This window comes from Fibrella forsythiae (assembly GCF_017353175.1).
GTDB lineage: Bacteria > Bacteroidota > Bacteroidia > Cytophagales > Spirosomataceae > Fibrella > Fibrella forsythiae.
This window is the reverse complement of sequence record NZ_JAFMYW010000001.1, coordinates 1,197,487-1,216,975: the sequence shown is the minus strand read 5'-3', so window position 1 is coordinate 1,216,975 and position 19,489 is coordinate 1,197,487. Positions and strand designations below refer to the sequence as shown.

The 19,489-nt window shown below is 54.2% G+C and carries 12 protein-coding genes; 2 read left to right on the top strand and 10 right to left on the bottom strand.

Annotation, left to right across the window (positions count from 1 at the left end):
- Window positions 1-70: 70 nt before the first annotated feature.
- The 5 genes from J2I46_RS05465 to J2I46_RS05445 all read right to left on the bottom strand — a co-directional run bounded on the left by J2I46_RS05465 (window position 71) and on the right by J2I46_RS05445 (window position 7,575).
- The gene (locus J2I46_RS05465; protein ID WP_207327902.1) at window positions 71-1,057 is read right to left on the bottom strand and encodes a DUF4466 family protein; all 987 of its coding nucleotides are present in this window, start codon (window positions 1,055-1,057) and stop codon (window positions 71-73) included.
- Between the two features lie 5 nt (window positions 1,058-1,062).
- On the bottom strand, window positions 1,063-1,458 hold the full coding sequence (locus J2I46_RS05460; protein ID WP_207327900.1) for an SGBP N-terminal domain-containing protein: 396 nt from the start codon (window positions 1,456-1,458) through the stop codon (window positions 1,063-1,065).
- A 19-nt stretch (window positions 1,459-1,477) separates the two neighbouring features.
- A complete protein-coding gene (locus J2I46_RS05455; protein WP_207327898.1) occupies window positions 1,478-3,205 on the bottom strand; it encodes a RagB/SusD family nutrient uptake outer membrane protein in 1,728 nt (575 codons plus the stop codon).
- A gap of 18 nt (window positions 3,206-3,223) precedes the next feature.
- Window positions 3,224-6,376 (bottom strand): SusC/RagA family TonB-linked outer membrane protein, encoded by a 3,153-nt coding sequence (locus J2I46_RS05450; protein WP_207327897.1) that lies wholly within the window; start codon window positions 6,374-6,376, stop codon window positions 3,224-3,226.
- 83 nt (window positions 6,377-6,459) lie between these two features.
- Window positions 6,460-7,575, bottom strand: coding sequence for an endo-1,4-beta-xylanase (locus tag J2I46_RS05445; RefSeq protein WP_207327896.1), 1,116 nt, complete (start codon window positions 7,573-7,575; stop codon window positions 6,460-6,462).
- A gap of 412 nt (window positions 7,576-7,987) precedes the next feature.
- Between J2I46_RS05445 and J2I46_RS05440 the strand changes: the two genes are divergently transcribed.
- A complete protein-coding gene (locus tag J2I46_RS05440; RefSeq protein WP_207327895.1) occupies window positions 7,988-9,187 on the top strand; it encodes a glycoside hydrolase family 88 protein in 1,200 nt (399 codons plus the stop codon).
- A gap of 160 nt (window positions 9,188-9,347) precedes the next feature.
- On the opposite strand, the gene J2I46_RS05435 is transcribed toward J2I46_RS05440, so the two are convergent.
- The 5 genes from J2I46_RS05435 to J2I46_RS05415 all read right to left on the bottom strand — a co-directional run bounded on the left by J2I46_RS05435 (window position 9,348) and on the right by J2I46_RS05415 (window position 18,104).
- On the bottom strand, window positions 9,348-13,517 hold the full coding sequence (locus J2I46_RS05435) for a hybrid sensor histidine kinase/response regulator transcription factor (protein WP_207327894.1): 4,170 nt from the start codon (window positions 13,515-13,517) through the stop codon (window positions 9,348-9,350).
- A gap of 186 nt (window positions 13,518-13,703) precedes the next feature.
- Window positions 13,704-14,954, bottom strand: a complete 1,251-nt coding sequence (locus J2I46_RS05430; protein ID WP_207327893.1) for a DUF418 domain-containing protein — start codon at window positions 14,952-14,954, stop codon at window positions 13,704-13,706.
- A gap of 120 nt (window positions 14,955-15,074) precedes the next feature.
- Entirely contained in the window at window positions 15,075-16,046 is a 972-nt protein-coding gene (gene uvsE / locus J2I46_RS05425; protein WP_207327892.1) for a UV DNA damage repair endonuclease UvsE, read from the bottom strand.
- 343 nt (window positions 16,047-16,389) lie between these two features.
- A complete protein-coding gene (locus J2I46_RS05420; protein ID WP_207327891.1) occupies window positions 16,390-16,821 on the bottom strand; it encodes an FKBP-type peptidyl-prolyl cis-trans isomerase in 432 nt (143 codons plus the stop codon).
- 191 nt (window positions 16,822-17,012) lie between these two features.
- Window positions 17,013-18,104, bottom strand: coding sequence for a DNA/RNA non-specific endonuclease (locus J2I46_RS05415; protein ID WP_207327890.1), 1,092 nt, complete (start codon window positions 18,102-18,104; stop codon window positions 17,013-17,015).
- Window positions 18,105-18,251: 147 nt separating this feature from the next.
- Between J2I46_RS05415 and J2I46_RS05410 the strand changes: the two genes are divergently transcribed.
- Window positions 18,252-19,481, top strand: coding sequence for a BaiN/RdsA family NAD(P)/FAD-dependent oxidoreductase (locus tag J2I46_RS05410; protein WP_207327889.1), 1,230 nt, complete (start codon window positions 18,252-18,254; stop codon window positions 19,479-19,481).
- The last annotated feature ends 8 nt before the right edge of the window (window positions 19,482-19,489 follow it).

Sequence of the window (19,489 nt, the reverse complement as noted above, 5' to 3'; positions counted from 1 at the left end):
AAGGGCCCGCACGAGAAGCAACTAGTCAACCAATCATCCAGTTAACCAATCAACCAGCCAGCCAAATCCCCTATTTCAACTTCAACCGTTTGATGCTCACCGTCATGGTCTTGGCCGTGTTGTTTACGGCGTTGACATACACATAAGCAGCGTAGGTACCATCGGCCGATTTAACGAACGCACCCTGATCGGCAGCCAGGCCGTAAGCGTAATCGGCGGCGTTGGTAAAGGTGGTTTGTTGCAAGTCGATGTCGTCGATAAACACGTCGAAACCGGCGGTTCCGCGTAATTGGGCGTCTTTCACATCTACCCGCTTGTCGATCGCCGTGCGGGGTTTGGCCAGGCCGGTTGGCAGCGTTACGTCGGCCAGGTACGTTGGGTTTGACGGGGCCACGATGGCATGACCGAACGCAAACGTGTTGATCGTTGGCCGGTACACATACACGAAGTCGATCTTGTTGGCGAGGTTATTCTGCTCCACTTCCGCCTTTGTATAGGCAGTCATGTCGGCCAGCGACACATACGCTTTGGCACCGTCGCCCAGCACGATAGACCGTTTCATGTCCATGCTGCTGATGCGGTAGTTCGGCGACTGAATGCTGACCTCTTTACCCGTGGAGTTGGTCCCGCTAAACCGGAACGACACGTCTTTTCCCTGCGAATCAGCAGTCGGGTAATAATAGTAACGCAGCGTAACGGCTTTGTTGGTCGCCACATCCAGGATGTTGGCCGTTGATACGTTTCCGTTTGTCAGCGTATCGGTGGCGGTTTGTTTGGGCTGGTCAACGCCGGTGCTGTAGTTCGTGTACCACGAGTTGCGGCTAAATCCGGTTCCCGGCCCACCCGCTACGGTGGCTTCGGCCCGTACGTTTTTCAGATCGCCTTCCAGCGTTCCGATGGCGTAGGCAAACTCGATCCGGTCACCCACAATAGCAGGACCGACCGTTTTCTTCAGCAGATCATTCTTAAGGGGCTGCTCAGGCTCTACACTTTTCTGGCAACCAACGGCCAGCAGGGCCACAACGGCCGGAATCAACAATAGTAGGGGTTGGCGCATGGTGGTTATTTTTGAAGAGTGACCGTGACAGTGTATGTTTTGCGCACTTGCCGGTTCCCCGAAATCACCGTATACAGTTGAGGCTGGGTGAAGTCGGTCCAGACGCCCATGGGAGCATCCACGATGGCATCGCTCACCAGGCTGCAAAACGGTTTTACCCGTTGCATGTTGGTGCCGAATTTAGCAATGGCCGTCACGGTCAGGGCCGTTGTATCTACTTTGGTTTGGCCACTGACCAGCACAGTGCGGTGGTCAGAACCGAGCAGATCGAACGAGGTCATGTAGCATTGGGAGCGCTGGGTGATCAGCAGACCAGCGTCATCAATGGGATCTTTGCCGCAGGCGCATAGTCCCAGCAAGGCAATGATTCCCAGGTACGTATAAAGAATGGAACGTTTCATGGTGATAGACAGGATCAGGTTATAGCCAGGGTATGTTCTGAATGATTTTTGAGTTTACTTCGATCTCGGCGGGCGGAATCTGGAAGATGTAATACCGCTGGTAGGTGCGCAGATCGGAGTTGACAAACTCGTCGCGGATGCGGGTGCCCTGGGTGTCGTACAACACCTGTCCGCTTGGGGCTGGCCAGATTTCTTCCGCTTTTTTCCAGCGGCGAATGTCGAAGAAGCGTTGGCCTTCGCCCACCAGTTCAATGATGCGCTCCTGCTCGATGGCCTTGAAAAATTCCGTTTTTGAGGCAAACTTGGCGGCATTCAGCGCGGGTAGATTCCCCCGGCGACGAATGCGGTTCAGCAGCGTAAACAGCTCAGGCGTTGGGCCGCTCAATTCGTTAACCGCTTCAGCATACATCAGCCACACGTCGGGCAGGCGCATTAGGTAGATGTCCTGTGGTCCATCGCTACGACCAATGCCACCGGTTTGACGTACCCACTTGCGGAACACGTACCCGGCCGGAGCGCCGTCGTAGTTGATGGCCGTTACCCCGTCGCGGTTGCCAAAACGGAATGGCAGGCTGTCGGGCAGAACGGTCAGGCCGTCGGTCGACAGTTGCACCATTTTCTGGCCGTCCCAGACCATCGTGGCCCGCATGCGGTAGTCGCGCCCTTCGTATGATTTCGGATTCGTGGCGCTGTTGAGCAGCGTAGTGGTGCGGCTCAGCACCAGGGGAGGGGCAAAATCGCCTGTGCTGGTGAGCTGGTACCGGTTTGCCAGCCGGAATGTCGGGGCTACCCAAACCTGGCCGAAGCCCGTATTACGATTCCCAAAGTCACGCGAGAGTTCTTCGCCCTGGCTCAGGAGTGGGCCGCCAAACTGCACCGAGAAGATGATTTCGGGGTCGTATTCATTGAAATACTGAAACAGATGCCAGTAGTTCGGATTGTCGGCCGGACCGGGGTCACCATTCCGGAAAAGCGGGATGTTCTTGTCGATGATCTTCTTGAAATCAGCCGCTGCCGCCGTGAAGTGTTTCTGTGCTTCCGATGCGTTGCCTTCGTTTTTCATCCAGCTGGCCCAGAACAGGTTCACTTTACCGCTGAATGCCCAGGCCGCCAATTTAGAGGCCCGTCCCAGGTTATCGCCCGAGTAAGTTTCCGGTAAAACAGACGCGGCATAATTCAGATCAGCCAGGATCGAGTCTTTCACAACGGCGCGGGGCATACGGCTCAATGTGTACGCCTCGGCATTACCGTTCAGCTTGTTCGTGAAATACGGTACGTCGCCCCACAAGTCGATAAGGCGGAAATAGTTGATGGCCCGCAGAAAACGTGTTTCGGCCACCAGCCGGTTCATCAGGGCCAAATCAGCGGGGGCGGTGGTGGTTGCCCGCAACGTACCTATGTTGCCCAGCACGTAGTTCGCCCGGTTAATGGCCCGGTAGCAATCGCCCCATAAAAAACCGAAGTTGCCATTGGACCCCAGACCACTGGGACTGAATGAACCCTGGTTATTGCTGGTACCACGCGTATGCATGAACTCACCGGCCCCGTCGAAGTAGTAATCGCGGTCAAATGTGGTCCGATTCGCTTCGTACACGCCATTCACCGCCGCTACAGCATCTGCGGTCGTTTTCCAGAACAGCTCAGCCGAAAGCTGGGTGGTCGGCACCTGATCGAGTAGATCCTTGGTGCAGGCTGCCGACACGATCAGCAGGCCCACCAGCACATATAGTTTATATAATCGATTCATGACGAAAAGAGAAATGAGTTAAAAGCTGAGGTTTAGGCCGACCGAGAACGATTTCAGCAGTGGGAACGGATCATCGTTGTTATCCGCACCGGATACGCTGGTGCTCTTCTCAGGATCGACACCCCGGTATTTGGTGTAGGTGAGCAGGTTCTCGGCGGTGCCGTAGATACGCAGTTTGCTGACACCAACGCGGCTGGTATACTTGAGCGGAATGTTGTAGCCAACCTGGATATTCTTCAGGCGCAGGTAGCTAAAATCATCCAGCCAGAAGCTCGACTCTGCCTGGTTGTTACCTCCCGAACCGGTGAGCAGGCGAGGGAGCGAAGCCGAACGGTTGTCCAACGTCCAGGTATCATTCCAGAGAAAATCCTGGAAGGCATTTCGTGCCGATGGGATGTTGACCTGGTTGAAAGGCTCCAGCCAGAAATCTTTTCGACCCGTTGCACCCTGCCAAAGCACGCTGACGTCGAACCCGCGCCAGTTGCCGAACAGGTTCAGGCCATACGTACCCAGCGGCTGATCCCGGTTGAATTTGGGCTGGGCAATCCGGTCTTCGTCGTTGATCTGTCCGTCGCCGTTCAGGTCTTTGTACAGCACATCTCCCGGCGATACATACTGGCCCTGATAGGGAGCGTTGGCAATATCTTCCCAGCTCTGGGCAATACCGGTTGCCACGCGGGTGTACACGAAGTGATACGGCAGGTTCAGGTACGTGAAGCCTTTGCTCAGGAACTCGTTCCATTCCAGCAGTTTGTTCTTGTTCCAGGCCATGTTCAGCGTAGCGCCTACGTTGGCATCGCGCACCTTGGCCCGGTAGGTCACGTTCACCTCCAGACCGGTGTTGCTCAGCTTGCCAATGTTCACGCGTGGTGCGTTGTAGCCCGACAGGAATGTCGACAGCGACGATGGCCGGATCATGCCCGACGTCAGCTTGTTATAAAAATCGATGTCGGTTGTCAGCTTGCCACCGAAGAACGCCAGGTCGAGCCCCACGTTGGTGACGTTGGTTTCTTCCCACGAGAAATCTTCGTTGATGATCTTCGACGAGCTGAAGCCTTTGGCGATTTTGCCGTTCAGGATGTAATTGGTCAGGTTGAAGATATCGCGCTGCTCGTAGCGACCAACGCCGGAATTATTACCCAGTTTTCCGATCGATGCCCGGATTTTGGCCGACGAGACCACCGCGCTGAACGGTTTGAAGAAAGGCTCTTCCGAGAAACGCCAGCCCACCGACGCTGAGGGAAAGAAACCGTACTGGAAACCCGGCAAAAACTTGCTGGAGCCATCGTAACGGGCATTTACTTCAAACAGATACTTGTCGTTGATGACATAATTGAGTCGACCAATGCCCGACCGGAGACCCTCGGCGTCGGAGTTACCACCGGCTGCCTGCGTCGTGGTCAGGGCTGCGTCGATCTCGCTCAACAGTGGGTTGATCCGTTCCAGGCGGCTGGCCGACAGGTTGCGGTTGAACCAATACTCTTCCGTGTACGCGCCCAGCAAGGTCAGCTGGTGGTTGCCGAAGAGCGTCCGGTTATACGTAAGCCGACCCTGGAGCAACGTTTTGTAGCCCGAGTTCACCGCATTGCTGATACCCGCGCTGCTCGATACCAGCGTACGCGAGATTTGGTTCGTCTGGAAATTGAAGACGTCGGTCGGGTCAGAATAACTCTTGGTAAACTGGTTGTAATACCGCAAGCCGTAATCGACCCGTGCGGTCAGGCCCGTAATCGGCGTCCATTCTCCATACAGGTTCGCGTTGATCTCCTGGCGGTCGCGCAGGTTATGGTTGATGTTCATCGCCGCCAGCATGTTGTAAGCCAGCGCATCTTCACCGTAGGCCATGGCGCCGCCGTACTGACCCGTTACCGGGTTTTGTGGCAAAATGCCGGGAATGGCGTAGCGAATATCGTAACCGGCGGTCCCCGTGTACGTAATCAGACCTTCCGAGTTGGCATAGGTCTGGTTCGACCACTGTCCGTCCATCCGGATACCTACTTTGATCTGGTTGCTCAGTTTATAATCCAGGTTAAACCGGGTGTTGAACCGCTTGAAATCATGGTTGATCAGGATGCCCTGCTCATCGTACATACCCGCCGACAGATAGAAGTTGGCCCGGTCATTACCTCCCGATGCCGACAGGTTATGCGTCTGAATCCGGCCGTGGTCGCGCAGGACCACGTCCCACCAGTTAGTGCTTGGGTAGTTGATCGGGTCGATCAAACTCTTTGACAGCCAGTCTTCTACCGTGCCATACCGGAAGGTGGTCGATGATGCGCCCGCGCCCGATGCCCGCAGGTGCATGGTCAGCGAACGGGCGTAATCGTCGAAGTAGTTGTAGAAATTGGTCGGCTGCGACAGCCCATACGTACCTGAGTAGCTGATCAGCGGTTTCTTATTTCCCGAGCCATTCTTGGTGGTAATCAGGACAACCCCGTTAGCTGCCCGAGAGCCGTAAACCGACGCCGACGCCGCATCTTTTAACACCGAGATGCTGGCCACGTCGTTCATGTCGATCCGGTTAATGTCTACGTCGGGCAGGCCATCGACCACGATCAGCGGACCCGCGTTGTTCACCGTGCCCAACCCCCGAATAACCAGCGCCGCGCCGCTACGCCCCGCCTGCCCTGTCGATTGTTGCACCGACAGGCCCGGAATCAGCCCCGACAGGCCCGACGATACGTTGGCCAACGACCGGCTCGCAATCTTATCATCGATGGTAATGGCGGCAACGGCACCGGTCAGGTTTTCCTTCTTCTGCGTACCGTAACCCACTACCACTACTTCGTTGAGCAGCTTAGTGTCGGGTGCCATCGTCACGTCGAGGGTAGTCTCGCTGGTAATTGCCAGTTCTTTAGCCAGATAGCCAATCGCCGATACGACCAAGGTTGCCCCGCCGGTCGGTACGCTGATCGTGAACTTGCCATCGGCATCGGTTGTGGTTCCGGTACGGGCGTCGTTTTTCAACACCACGGTAGCGCCGGGAAGGCCACTATTTTTTTCGTCAAGAACCCGGCCGCTAAACTTGTAGGTGGCCACTTGCTGGGTGGCGGCAGACTGTGCTCTACCGGGCGGAACAGTCTGGCCCACCGCAACACCACTAGCCAGGGCAAGCGCCAGCCAGCTGTATGTTGTCGGTAGCAAGAGAGTAGAAAATACAGTTTTTTGCATGAGTGTTCAGTAAGAAATTGGCATGTTGAGAGTTAGAAATCTGTGTTGTCGTAATGCTATATTGGGATGCAGAGGGTTGATTATCAGTTTAATCCATCCAGAATGCCATCGTAGGCGGGTTTTTTAGCGTATTGTTTGTCGAAGGGGAGTGGGAAGTCCTGGCAACTGCAGTTGGACGGAATCCAGCTGTCGCCGTCGCTCAGGTTCCAGGTGGTAATTCCGTGCTGCTGGGCTTTTGGCACCAGTGTCCGATAGGCGCGAACAATGGCCGCGAACTTTTGCCGTTGCGCCTGCGAATCGGCGGCGGTTAATACGTAATTCGCTGCCTTGGCCTGATTCACGCGCACATCCAGTTCTGAAATATGAATAAGCAACCCCGTGGCGGCTACCTGCTGAATGGCGTTCTGAATATTGGCGTCGGTCTGGCCAATGTTGGTGTGCATCTGGAGACCCAGCCCATCGATGGGGATGCCCCGCCGTTTGAAATCTGTGGCCAGCGCCACCGTAGCCGCCAGTCGTTTAGGGCTATACTCGTGCCCATATTCATTGTAGAACAGCTTGACGGTTGGGTTTGCTTGCCGGGCGTAGGTGAATGCCCGCGCTACATAATCGGGGCCGAGGTGAGTGAGCCAGATCGATGGCCTCAACGTGCCGTCGTCGACGAAGACCTCATTTACTACATCGAAGGAGGCTAGCCGATCTTTATAATGCGACACGACGGTCTGAATGTGCGATTTGAACATGGCTTCCCAGGCCAGCGAATCGCCCTGGAAATTGGTTACCCAGGTCGGAAGTGACTGGTGCCAGATAAGCGTATGACCGTGCATGCGCTGTTTGTTCTGCTCGGCGAAATTCAGCAGAACGTCGCTGCCCGTCCAGTCGTAGCGGTCTTGCGCCGGGTGGACATTTCCCATTTTCAGGTAATTCTCGGCGGTGATGCTATTAAACTCCTGACTGGCCAGTTGCCGGTACGTAGCATTTCCGGTGAGCAGATTCGGGTTCAGCGCCGCCCCAATCGGGAAAGGCATTTTATCGCGCAGCGTAACGGCAACTGGCTGCGGTGCTGCCGGATCGACCGCCGTTGAACCGCAGCCAACGGCGCATAACAGCAGTGAAACAAGGCCGCCCTTAGACAACCGGACGACTACCGAAATGGGATCACTATACAATCGGCTTTTCATCGTTTCTATTGAGCTCATTGCTGGTTACGTTGCTGACTGAGTAGCGTTCCTACGCAAAACAGACCAGATCGAACAGCTTCAGATCGGGCGGCCTTTTTAAGCCCAAGACCCGGTTTTCTGTCGGAATGAGGCAATAGTAATGGGTATGTGACAATAAAATAATGGAATAGTAGTATTTGGAGCGATCAATCCACCTTTTTGAACGGTCTGTCACCCTGCTGAACAGTTTGTCCACCTGCCTGAACAGTACACATACCCAGTAGAAAAATGGACGATGGTAAACTTGCAGTGTCAAAACCTAACCGCTCCACTCGTGAGAAAAGATAGAAGCACGCCGACCCTGGCCGAAGTTGGATCGCTGGTACTGATCGTCAGTTTACTCGTTTATATGCTCTCCATTTTGCTTTAATCCCTGCGCTCCCGAACCTCCATGAAAAACACCTTACTCACCTCCGCCTACGTGCTCTCTGCTCTGCTGCTCGTAGCCTTTGTGCCCGACCGGTTGGTGAAAACGTTGTTCGCCCAGGCTGAACAGCAAACACGCCTGATGCTTGGCGAAATGGGGGGCGTGTCGCAGCCGACCGGAAAGCCAGCGCTGGTGTCACCCCGAACGCTTACGGCCGAAGGAGCCCTGCAGGCTGTGCCCGCCCGCGACTGGACCAGTGGTTTCTTCCCAGGCGAATTATGGTACCTCTACGAATACACAGGCAAGCAGGAATGGGCAAATCAGGCGCGTCAATTCACGACGCGGTTGGAGAGTGAGAAGACGAACGCCGGTACGCACGACATGGGCTTCAAGCTCTACTGCAGCTACGGCAACGGCTATCGCCTGACGCGCGACCCGGCCTATCGGAACATCATCGTGGAAGCAGCTCGAACGTTATCGACCCGATTCAAACCCAAGGCCGGTATCATCCGCTCGTGGGATCATCATAAAGAGGTATGGGATTGCCCGGTCATCATCGACAACATGATGAACCTGGAGTTGCTCTTTGCCGCTACCCGACTCACGGGCGATTCGACGTTTTACAAGATCGCCGTTTCACACGCTAAAACGACGATGAAAAACCACTACCGACCTGATTTCAGCTCCTACCACGTGGTAGATTACGATACGCTGACGGGTAAGGTGCTGAAGAAAAACACGCACCAGGGCTTCAGCGATGAATCGGCCTGGGCGCGGGGGCAAGCATGGGGGCTCTACGGATATACGGTCTGTTACCGCGAAACGAAAGACCCGCAATTTCTGAAACAGGCCGAAGCCATTGCCCGCTTCATGCTCAATCACCCGCACATGCCCGCCGATCTGGTTCCCTATTACGATTTCGACGCGCCGGGTATTCCCAACGAACCGCGCGATGTGTCGGCAGCGGCGATTATGGCGTCGGCGCTGTTTGAGCTGAGCAGCTACGTACCTGGGGCACCCTACCGGACCAAAGCCGATCAGGTGATTGCCAGTTTAGCCAAAAGTTACGCGTCACCCTTAGGCAAAAATCACGGTTTCCTGCTGTTGCATAGCACCGGCGCGAAAACGTTCGAACGCGACGTGCCGCTGGTCTATGCCGACTATTACTACCTCGAAGCCCTGCTCCGAGCCAAGAAACTAGGGGAGAAGCGGCCGTTGTTTTAGGGGGGAGGGACAACCATCGCTCGCTGATGCTGACCGAGTTTTATAAAAGCCGCAACTTCACTCACCACAAGCAAGTGACAACGCGGCTTTTATAAAACTCGGTCAGCATCAGCCTAGCTCGCGAAGCCACCTTTTGCAACAGCAACGTACCCAGCACTCACTACAACGCCTCTGTAACCTGTTCCGTGGCCTGAACGCTGTATTCGGTTGGTGTCATGCCGAACTGCGCACGGAAGGCGCGGCTGAAATATTTGGGGTCGCTGAAGCCAACAGCGAACGCAACTTCCGATACGCTGGCTTTGCGTTGTTTCAGCAACAGTTCCGCCTTTTTCAACCGTGTCGTTCGTAACAAATCGATGACCGATAACCCCGTCAGCATCTTCACCTTACGGAACAACACCGGCCGGCTCATACCGATCTCACTGACCAGACTCGTCACGTTAAAATCGGGATCAGGCAGGTGTCGATCCAGCACCAGCATGAGTTGATTCAGGAATTTGGCGTCGGGGTGGTCTAATTCCTGAGCCTGAGGCTGTAGCGTGATGAGCCGGTGGTACTTCGATTTTAATTGTTCGCGCAGGCTGAGCAGATTGTTTACCCGTGCCTGCAGCAGAATCGGGTGGAAGGGCTTGGTCAGGTAATCGTCGGCACCGGTTTCCAGACCCGTCAGCTGGTTGTCGACCGTATCTTTCGCCGTAAGAATGATAACCGGGATGTGGCTCGTTCGCGGATCAGACTTTAAGCGGTGGGTCAAGGCAAATCCGTCCATGATCGGCATGGCCACATCGGCAATAACGAGGTCGGGCAACAGGTGAGCCGCCTTTTCCCAGCCAGTGGCGCCATCAGCCGCTTCAATCACCTGGTACTTATCGGCAAATAGATGACGGATGTAGAGCCGGATATCGTCCTGATCCTCAACGATAAGGATAATAGGCTGGTCGGAGTTCGCCGTTGTATGATCTGGAGATGATTGCTGGGAAACCAGTTTGAGCGGTAGCTGGATCGATGCTGGCTCGGGTGCAGGAACGGGTTCAACCTGGGTCATTACCAGGGGAGGTACGTTGAGCGGTAAGGTAATGGTAAACCGCGTGAAACCAGCTTGTTGCGCCGTCGCTTTCCGACTTTCAACGTGTATCGTCCCGCCGTGTTGCTCAACGATATGTTTGCTCAGCGCCAGGCCAAGCCCAAAGCCCGAATCGCGCGTCTTGGGCTGACTGACCTGATAAAACTGATTGAAGATGTGCTCGATGTCGCCTGCTGAAATTCCCTGACCTGTATCCTCGATCAAGATAATAGCGTTCTCTGTGCCGGTCGACGACGTGAATTCCTGCTGCAACCGAACCGAAACGATCCCATCCGTTGGCGTGAACTTAAAGGCATTCAGCAACAGGTTATAGATCACTTTTTCCAGTTCACCACCGTCTACCCACGCGGGAAGTGTCGCCACTTCCGATTCGTTGAGCAGCGTAATGCGGTGTGTACGGGCATGTTCAACAAATGAATCGGTGATGGTACGCAGGAAACTGACCAGATCGACCTGCTGCTGTTGCAGCGTGATATTGCCCGTCTCGTGCTTCCGGAAATCGAGCAGTTGGTTCAATAAACGTAACAGCCGATCGGTGCTGTTTCGCATGATTGACAATTGCTTTTGCGCGCCCGTATCACCGGCATACTGGTCAGCCAGTACCTCAATTGGGGCCATCACCAGCGTCAATGGCGTTCGGATCTCGTGGGCAATCTCGGTGAAGAAATTCAGCTTGATCTGATGAAGCTCCTGCTGACGGGTCTTCTCGTCGTGCTCGACCTGTAGGTCGTGGGCCAGCTGAATCCGATTCCGGTTGAAACCCGACCACAGGCGCAGCAGCCCCAGAAACGTAAGAATATACAGGACATACGCCCAGGCCGTTTTCCAGGGTGGCGGCAGTACGGTGATTTTCAGTTCCAGTGGCTTTCTGTTCCAAATGTCATCGTTGTTCGTTCCTTTAACCCGGAGTATATAATCGCCGACCGGCAAATTCATGTACGTAGCCTGCGGCTCGCTGACGTAGTTCCAGTCCTTGTCGAAGCCCACCAACTGGTACGCGTAGCGATTTTTAGGCGAATTGATATAGTTGAAAGCGGCGAAATTGAGCGAGAACACGTTCTGCTGGTACGTAAACATCAGCCCTTCTCCCGACTCAAAATCCAGGTCACCAGCCATATCTGGCGGCAAATTTGTTACCGGCTGATTGAACAGGCGTAGCTGTGTAAAGGCGAGATGAGGCGCTTTCGTATTCCGGCGAATGCTGTCTGGGTGGAAAACGACGATGCCATTATACCCGCCGAAATACAGGTTGCCCTGCTCGTCCTGATAGGTTGAATTAGGGGTAAATTCTTTACAGATCAGGCCGTCGTGGCGGTCATAAGAGATGAATCTGGACTGAACCGGGTCAAACTGGGCCAGGCCTTTATCGGTGCTGATCCATAACCGGCCCCGCTGGTCTTCCTGAATACCAAAAACCGTGTTGCTCGGTAATCCCTGCGCAGTAGTGAAGTGCCGAAACGATCGCTGATCGGGCAGTAACAGGTTCAGGCCACCGTCGCGGGTGCCAACCCATATCCGCTGCTGCCTGTCTTCAAAGACGCAAACCGCGTGGTTGCTGCTGATCGATGTGCTGTCGCCATTCGTCTGAAAATACCGAACAAAAGCATTCTGGCCGGGTAGTTTTCGGTTTAATCCGTGAATAGTACAAACCCATAGTTGTTGCTTGCTGTCGATCAGCAGGCTGGTTGTATTGTTGGAACTCAGCGAGTTCTGCTGGTTGGACTGGTGCGTTATCGAGGTGAATGATTTAGTCTGCTCATCAAACTGGCATAGACCCGCAAAGTAGGTGGCAATCCAGAGCTTCCCCTCGGCGTCGCGTTTCAGATCATAGATATGATCGTCGGGCAGCGAATGCGGGTTATTGGGCTCGTGCAAGTATTGCGTCACCGTTTGGCGGCGTAAATCGATGTAATTGAGCCCTTTGAGCGTACCTACCCAAAGCCCGTTCGGTCCGTCGGCGAGCAGGCATTTTACTTTATCGTTGGTGAGCGACTGGCTGACTTTAGGGTTGTGTATGTATCGGCGGGCAATCGTTTTGTCGGCATTCAGCAAAAAAAGGCCTTTGTCTTCCGTACCAAGCCAGCGTTGATTGCCCGTACTGGCTGGTAGCATCGGTCCCGAAATTTTGAACGGCATGCCCCCACGGCTATCGATGGGGCGATACGAGCCAAACTGCCTTGCCAGCGGACTATACATGCCGACGCCCCCGTAGTACGTACCCACCCAGAACGACCCGTCGCGATCCCGAAAAAGCGAACGCACCGAATTATCACTTAGCGAACTGGGGTCGATCGGCTGGTTCATGTGCGTGGTGGACCGGCTACCGTCCTGCGCAATAATGTGCAGCCCCGTCATGGTGCCTACCCAGAAACTGCCTTTTCCATCGGGAAGAATCGTCCGAACGGTCTGCGTACTCAGGTCCAGACCCGCAGCCGGATTCCAGGACAGAACCCGACCGTGTTGTTTGTCGAGCAGGGCAATGCCGTTTCGCTCTGTGCCCACCCATAGCCTGCCGAAGCGGTCTTCGGCAATGGCGTTCACCCCATTCGAGATGTTATGGTACACAGAGTCGGCGGGATGCAGAAAAAAATTGGTTAACTCGAACAGCCCCGATGGGGTTGGTTTGAGTCGACTGATTCCCGCCGACGTTCCTATCCACATCGTCCGGTCCCGATCTTCAAAAATCGCCCGTATATTCTGATGGCTCAGGTCGCGGTGCGTTCTGGTCAGATCAACCAGCCGATCGCATCGATTTGTAGTTGGCTGCAAGCGAAACAGCCCCCGCGGTGTACCCGCCCAAATTCGCTGTCGACTGTCTTCAAACAGGGTATTGATGGTTGAGTCAGCTAGCTTTCCGGTGGTAACAACCTGGGGAACAACGGCCTGAAAGTCGTCTTGTTGATGCCTGTACAAGGCTATCCCTTTCGATGTACCGACCCATAACCGCCCCCGTTTATCGAGCAGAAGGCTATTGATAATGTTGGAAGGAAGGCTGTTGGCGCTACCACTTCTGGATTGATAAACCGCTACATGCCTGGAATCATAGCGGTTCAGCCCGTTACGGGTGCCAAACCACATGAATCCTTTTTTGTCCTGTGTGATCGTGTAAACGCTGCTTTGCGAGAGGCCTTCCTCAATGCTGAGGTTGCTGAAATGTTTGATATCAGACTGACCGAGCGCCTCCTGCCACAGCGTGAACAGCAGAGTGCCTACTAATACGACAAAAGATAAGTAGCCCTTTTTCATTAACGTCTCCCTAAAAAAAAACCGTCCCACCAGGCACTTGCTACATCTTGGCAGCTTTAAAGCCAATAAAATAGTGGAACAGTTTTATTTTTTCACTGTATAAAGCTAGTTTATACAGTTGAGATAAGGGTAATACCAGCAGGACTTTACTCACTAAATGTCGAGCCATTAGGAAGAGCAACGTACCTAGGCGCGCATGGGTTGGAGGCGCAGGTACGTTAGCGAACGCCACAGCCATTCGAGGGGCCCATACCGGAACCGAGCAAGCCAGAATTGACTGAACAGCACCTGCCCAACAAAGATGGGTATGGTGATCAGCGTGGCCTGCCACACGGTGGTTTTGTCCAGAAGCCCGAAACCAAATCCGAAGAACAGGTACGTGCCAATGATCGTTTGGGCCACATAACTGGTCAGTCCCATTTTACCAACAGCAGCTAACGGACCAATTGTCCACTGCCACGATCGGCGTTGAAACAGGAGGGCAAATCCGGCAATGTAAAAAATGGTTAGCAGGGCGCTTTGCAGGTCGAACAGGATGGTAACGGTTTGCATGACCCAGGCGGGGGGCGCCTTATCACTACCAAAGACCGCGAACAGCCCCAGTCCGATGGCCGTGATTCCGAGTACACTGAAGCCAGCAAAGCGGGTCGTTCGACGGAACCAACGCTTGTTCTCGGTCAACTGTTGAAAAAGGCGTCGCCGACCGGCATACAGGCCAAGCAGAAAGAAGCCAAGTGTCACAAAGATGCGGCCGCTATCTAGCTGAAAGCGCATTTTGACGCCGAACGCATTGGCATTAAATCGCATCAGGTCTGCCTGACTGCCTTTCGTCAAGACGTCGTAATAGGCTTTTGCGTCCTGCTCGTAGGTCTTTTGCTCTTGCTTCGGGTCTTTTTGCGCGGGTGGGCTGACAACCGTTTCGTACACGGTTCGGAGTCGGCTGGGTACGTTGGTCACCAGCAGCAGCGCAACTACCAGCACCACGGTGTTGGGTACCTTCCCAAACGGCAGCATCAGAAAACCCAGCATGGCGTAGATAGACAGGATGTCGCCGCGCCACAGCAGATGATGCAGATAGCCGATAATGCCCAACACGATCAATCGCCAGGCAAATCGCCGATAAAAAACACCCGATGGCTCCTGCGAACGGGTCATCATCAGCGCGAAACTTAGGCCGAAAAGAAACGAGAAGAAAGTGTAGAATTTACCATCGAAGAAAATGCCCATGATGGCCTGCGACACGCTATTGGCCACACCACTCGCTTGCGCCTGGTACACGCTGCCGGGTATAGAACCGGCCGTATACCACTGCGCGCAATGGACCAGCAGAATGCCGAAAAGAGCAATGCCACGTAGCGCATCGACCACCTCTATTCGATTCAGTTTACTCGATACGGCCGTTGGTGAAGCCGGAGTTGACGGGAAAGCAGGGTTCATAAGCTGGAGTAGGAAAGGGTAGACCCTAATCTATCCAGCGACACGACGTTACATCTGGCAAATGGGACGAAGCGTAAAAAAAGTAGCATGAGCGGACAAATAGTACTGTCAAGCAATCCGCTAATCCGTTGTTCCTGCCAGATCGGCGGCTACGGCGGCCGATTCGATCATCTTTCTCATTTTGGGCGAGTAGTCCGGTTCCTCGCCTCGTAAACGTAGAATAGACAACTCTTTCATCTTCGACTCGAAGACAATGTCCACGTCGCGGCCGTAGGTATTGGCGGCGGTGTATAGCCAGTCGGCATGGGCTTCCTTGCGGGCTTTCGGGTCTTCATAATGTCGCCGCGAATCAGAATAATGACACACCGGGCGAACATCCCAGGTGTCGTAAGCCGTATGGAACGCTTCTTCCTGCGACTGACCATCGGGGTGCAGCGAGTGGTGAAAATAGTCGAATACGATTGGCGTACCGATCTGTTCATACAAAAACAGCAGGTCATTCACCGAATAAAGCGTCGGCCGGTCGTCGTTCTCGACAGTCAGACGAGCACGAAGGTTCTCAGAGAGTCGCGTTTTGAAATTATGCGCGAATCGGGTCAGTGTGGCCAGTTTGTCGCCATACGTACCCCCGGCGTGGATGTTGATCTTGTTCCAGCGCGACGGGGTCAGGCCCATGGTGTCGAACACCTCCGACTGGTATTCCAGATCCGTTACAGTATTGTCGAGGGTTTTGCCCTGACCGGCCAGGTGATTAAACGGACCGGGGTGGAAGGTAAGCCGAATTGGTCGTGCGCCAACCTCTTCCAGTATGGCCCGTATTTCATTGAAATCGGGTAGTTGGTGCAGGCGGTATTCCGATGCCCAGGGAAACAGGTCCGACGAAATACGGAAGATCCGAAAGCCGTGTTCAAGGTTCCAGTCAACGATGCGCAGCAGGTCCTGAACGTTTTGCAGCGCCAGCTGCGAGGCATACTGTACGCCTTTTTCGGTGAATGTCTTTTTGATCATTCCCCGGCTGGTCGTTACTTTTTCCTCCACCTGTAGCGTCAGGTTGATGCAGGCATAGCCGACGTTGGATTGTACACTATTCATGTCAATACAACTCAACAACGGATGTTGTGTTTATAGGCAAAGACAGGCATTGGTACTAATTTTTTATACTGTTATTAACTTTCAAGTCGACATACTGAATGCTTAAGCTATCGCCTGGGCTAGAACTGTGTTTTGCGGAAAGATGCTGCCCATTACTTTCTTCGGCCAGAAGCTGACTTGAAACCGAAGTAATCCTGAATGTGCCCGGAATCGACAGCATACAACCAGCAGCAAATACGTACAGAGTGTTCATGGCTTGTGGAGATGTATAGATTCTCTGTTTAAAAAAGAAGCCCCAAGTAACAATACTTGAGGCTTCTACGCTACAAATCGATTGCCAGCTTTAGTTAATGCCGACCAGTTCGATTTCGAACGTCAGGTCCTGACCAGCTAGCGGGTGGTTCGCATCGAGCGTCACTGAATCGTCGCTTAGGGCGCGAACAATAACAGGAACAGGCTGTGGATTGCCGTCTTCGTGCATGTTCAGCGTCATACCTACTTCCAGCGGAATTTCGTCGGGAATATCGCTGCGGTTCAGGGTAAAGATCATCGCTTCATTGGTTGAACCGTATGCTTCGTCGGCCGGAATGTTGATTGTCTTCTGTTCGCCAACAGACATACCCGTAATGCCATCGTCGAAGCCTTTAATAACCTGCCCGCTGCCGAGCGTAAATTCTAAAGGCGAGCGGCCCTGCGATGAGTCGAACAGGGTGCCATCGGTTAGCGTACCGGTATAATGTACCTGAACGGTATCCCCAGCTTGTGCCTGTGCCATAAGTTGTCTGCGTTTTTGTTGAGGCGTAAAGGTAAGCAACCACTAGTGAACGGCAGGGCAACAGGCTCACTTTATCGGGGATATCGGATTGGGGATTTGGGATATCGGATTGGGGATTGTTGCTGACGCAAGCGTATTACTCATGCGTCAGCAACAATCCCCAATCCGATATCCCAAATCCCACATTTTTACTAGTCAAACCACTGGCTAACCATCTGGCTACGCGACTGCATTTTCAATCGGCGTTCCAGATCATCGGGCATCTTATCGAAGAAATCGAGACCGGTAGCCTGCTCAATAGAAGAAACAGGTACCACGAACGCTTTTAGTGATTCGTCTGACGGCTCGTTCTTTAGCAGGAACCCGATCATCCGGATATCGGGTGAGGCGCCTTTGCGGCAGTAGAGAATTACTTTATAGAACGAGTCTGGCACGGCCACTTCATTGGCCCGGCCAATTGTTGGGAGCCCCTTGCGCAGTACCGGTCCGGTCACAACATACAGGCCACCGTCGCGAAAGGCCCAGGCACGTACCTGTTCCTCAAGCGATTTCCAGATTCCCCGGTTGAACTGAGGTGCCTGTGGCGAAATATTACTCATGAAAAAGGATTGCCTGGTCAGTTGTTGCGAAAACTTGAAATCGCCTGCCGGTGCCTGATGGCCCCGATCGTAACCCGATTTGGTATAGTCGGACGGAAGGGCAGTGCCCCCATCAACGGCTGGGTCGGGCACAAAGCGTTCGGTATCGCGGTCGGCGTCGCCCGTGATTTCGTAGGCAAGCAGGGGATAGGCCACCCATAGTGGATTTTTCAGGTCGGTGTCGTACCGTAACGTATAGCCATCGTGCCGAACCAGTTCATCGTCGTCATGGCCCGAGGGAAGGATAAAATCGACCTGCTTTTCAAAGTCGAACAGTTTGCCGGAGGTACGTTGCTCCGAACTTCTGGTGGCCGTGCCTGTCGATTCCGAACTGCCCGACTGGCTATCTGAGGCTTCGCTCTCAGCACTGTCGGTTCCGGATGATCGGTCGTCGCTGGCTTCATCGGTTGTTGGTTCGGGTGCTTTATACGGATTGGTGCCGGTACGTTCGTGGGTTGACCGGCCGATGCCCAGCAGGCTACGTACATCGTTCCAGAAAGCCACCACGGGCTCGGTGCGGCCTTTGTAGTGCAGAAACAGCCCGACCATGAAAAAGCCGAACAGAATAATCAGAGTGTTTCCCCGGAGGCGAAACCCCCGGCGAGTGTAACGTTGAGAAGTGCGAAATTTGGGTCGGAAAAACATATGACAAATCTACGGATACTAGTCTCAAGTTTCAGGTTTTAAGCTTCAGGTTTCAAGTGCTTCGATTAATCACCCTATTGTTGATAATCGAAGCACTTGAAACCTGAAACTTGAAACTTGAAGCCTGTATCTGACTGTTACTCTCGCATGTCTTCGCGTCAATTAGCTATTATCGGAGGGGGGGCAGCGGGCTTTTTTGGGGCTATTGCTGCCGCCGAAGCCGATCCCACCGCCACTGTCACCATCTACGAAAAAGGGCGTCAGGTTCTTCAGAAAGTTCGTGTGTCGGGTGGTGGGCGCTGCAATGTCACCCACGCCTGTTTCGACCATAAAAAACTGGTTACCCATTACCCACGCGGTGATCGCTGGCTCCGTCCGTTGCTAACCCAGTTCGACGCTGCAGGAACCGTTCGCTGGTTTGAGAATCGGGGGGTGGCGCTGAAAACAGAAGCCGACGGCCGTATGTTCCCGACCACCGATTCGTCGGAAACGATCATTGACTGTCTGCTCGGAACGGCCCGTAGACTGGGGGTTCGCATTCAAACCAGTTGCGGTGTAGAACGCCTCGAACCGCTGGAGTCGGGTGGGTATATGTTGCACCTTCTGACTGGAGAACGCACCCGGGCCGACCGTGTGCTGGTGGCAACGGGTGGCTATCCGCAGGCACCTTCATACGGCTGGATGCCCGAGCAGGCTGAGCCGTTGCAATCGCCTGTTCCATCGTTGTTCACGTTCAATACGCCCGGTAATCCATTGCTGGCGCTGGCGGGTGTATCGGTACCGATGGCGCGGGTGCAGGTGATAGGCACGAAGCAGCAGCAGAGTGGCCCGCTGCTCATTACGCACTGGGGTTTCAGCGGCCCTGCCGTTTTGAAATTGTCGGCCTGGGCGGCCCGCGACCTGGCCAACTGCGACTACCGGTTTTCGCTGCGAATAAACTGGACGCCGGATAAAAACGAAGATCAGTTACGCGAGGCAATGGGTACGTTCCGACAACTGCATCCGAAAAAGCAGGTAACGTCGCAAAACCCGGTTGGTTTGCCCGCTCGTTTGTGGGACGTATTTTGCCAGGAAGCTGGCGTGACAGAAGGCCTCCGCTGGGCTGATTTGCCCGGTAAAGTTCAAAACCGATTGATCGAGCGCATCGGCAATAGCCAGTTTGCCGTGGTCGGGAAAAGCACTTTCAAGGATGAATTTGTGACCTGTGGCGGCATTTCGCTCGGGGCCATCGACCCGCACACGCTCGAAAGCCGGGCTCATACAGGTCTGTTCTTCGCTGGCGAAGTGCTCGACGTTGATGGCGTTACGGGCGGTTTCAACTTCCAGAATGCCTGGACAACCGGGTACGTTGCCGGTAAACAGCTGGGCAATGGTTGATTCGAACT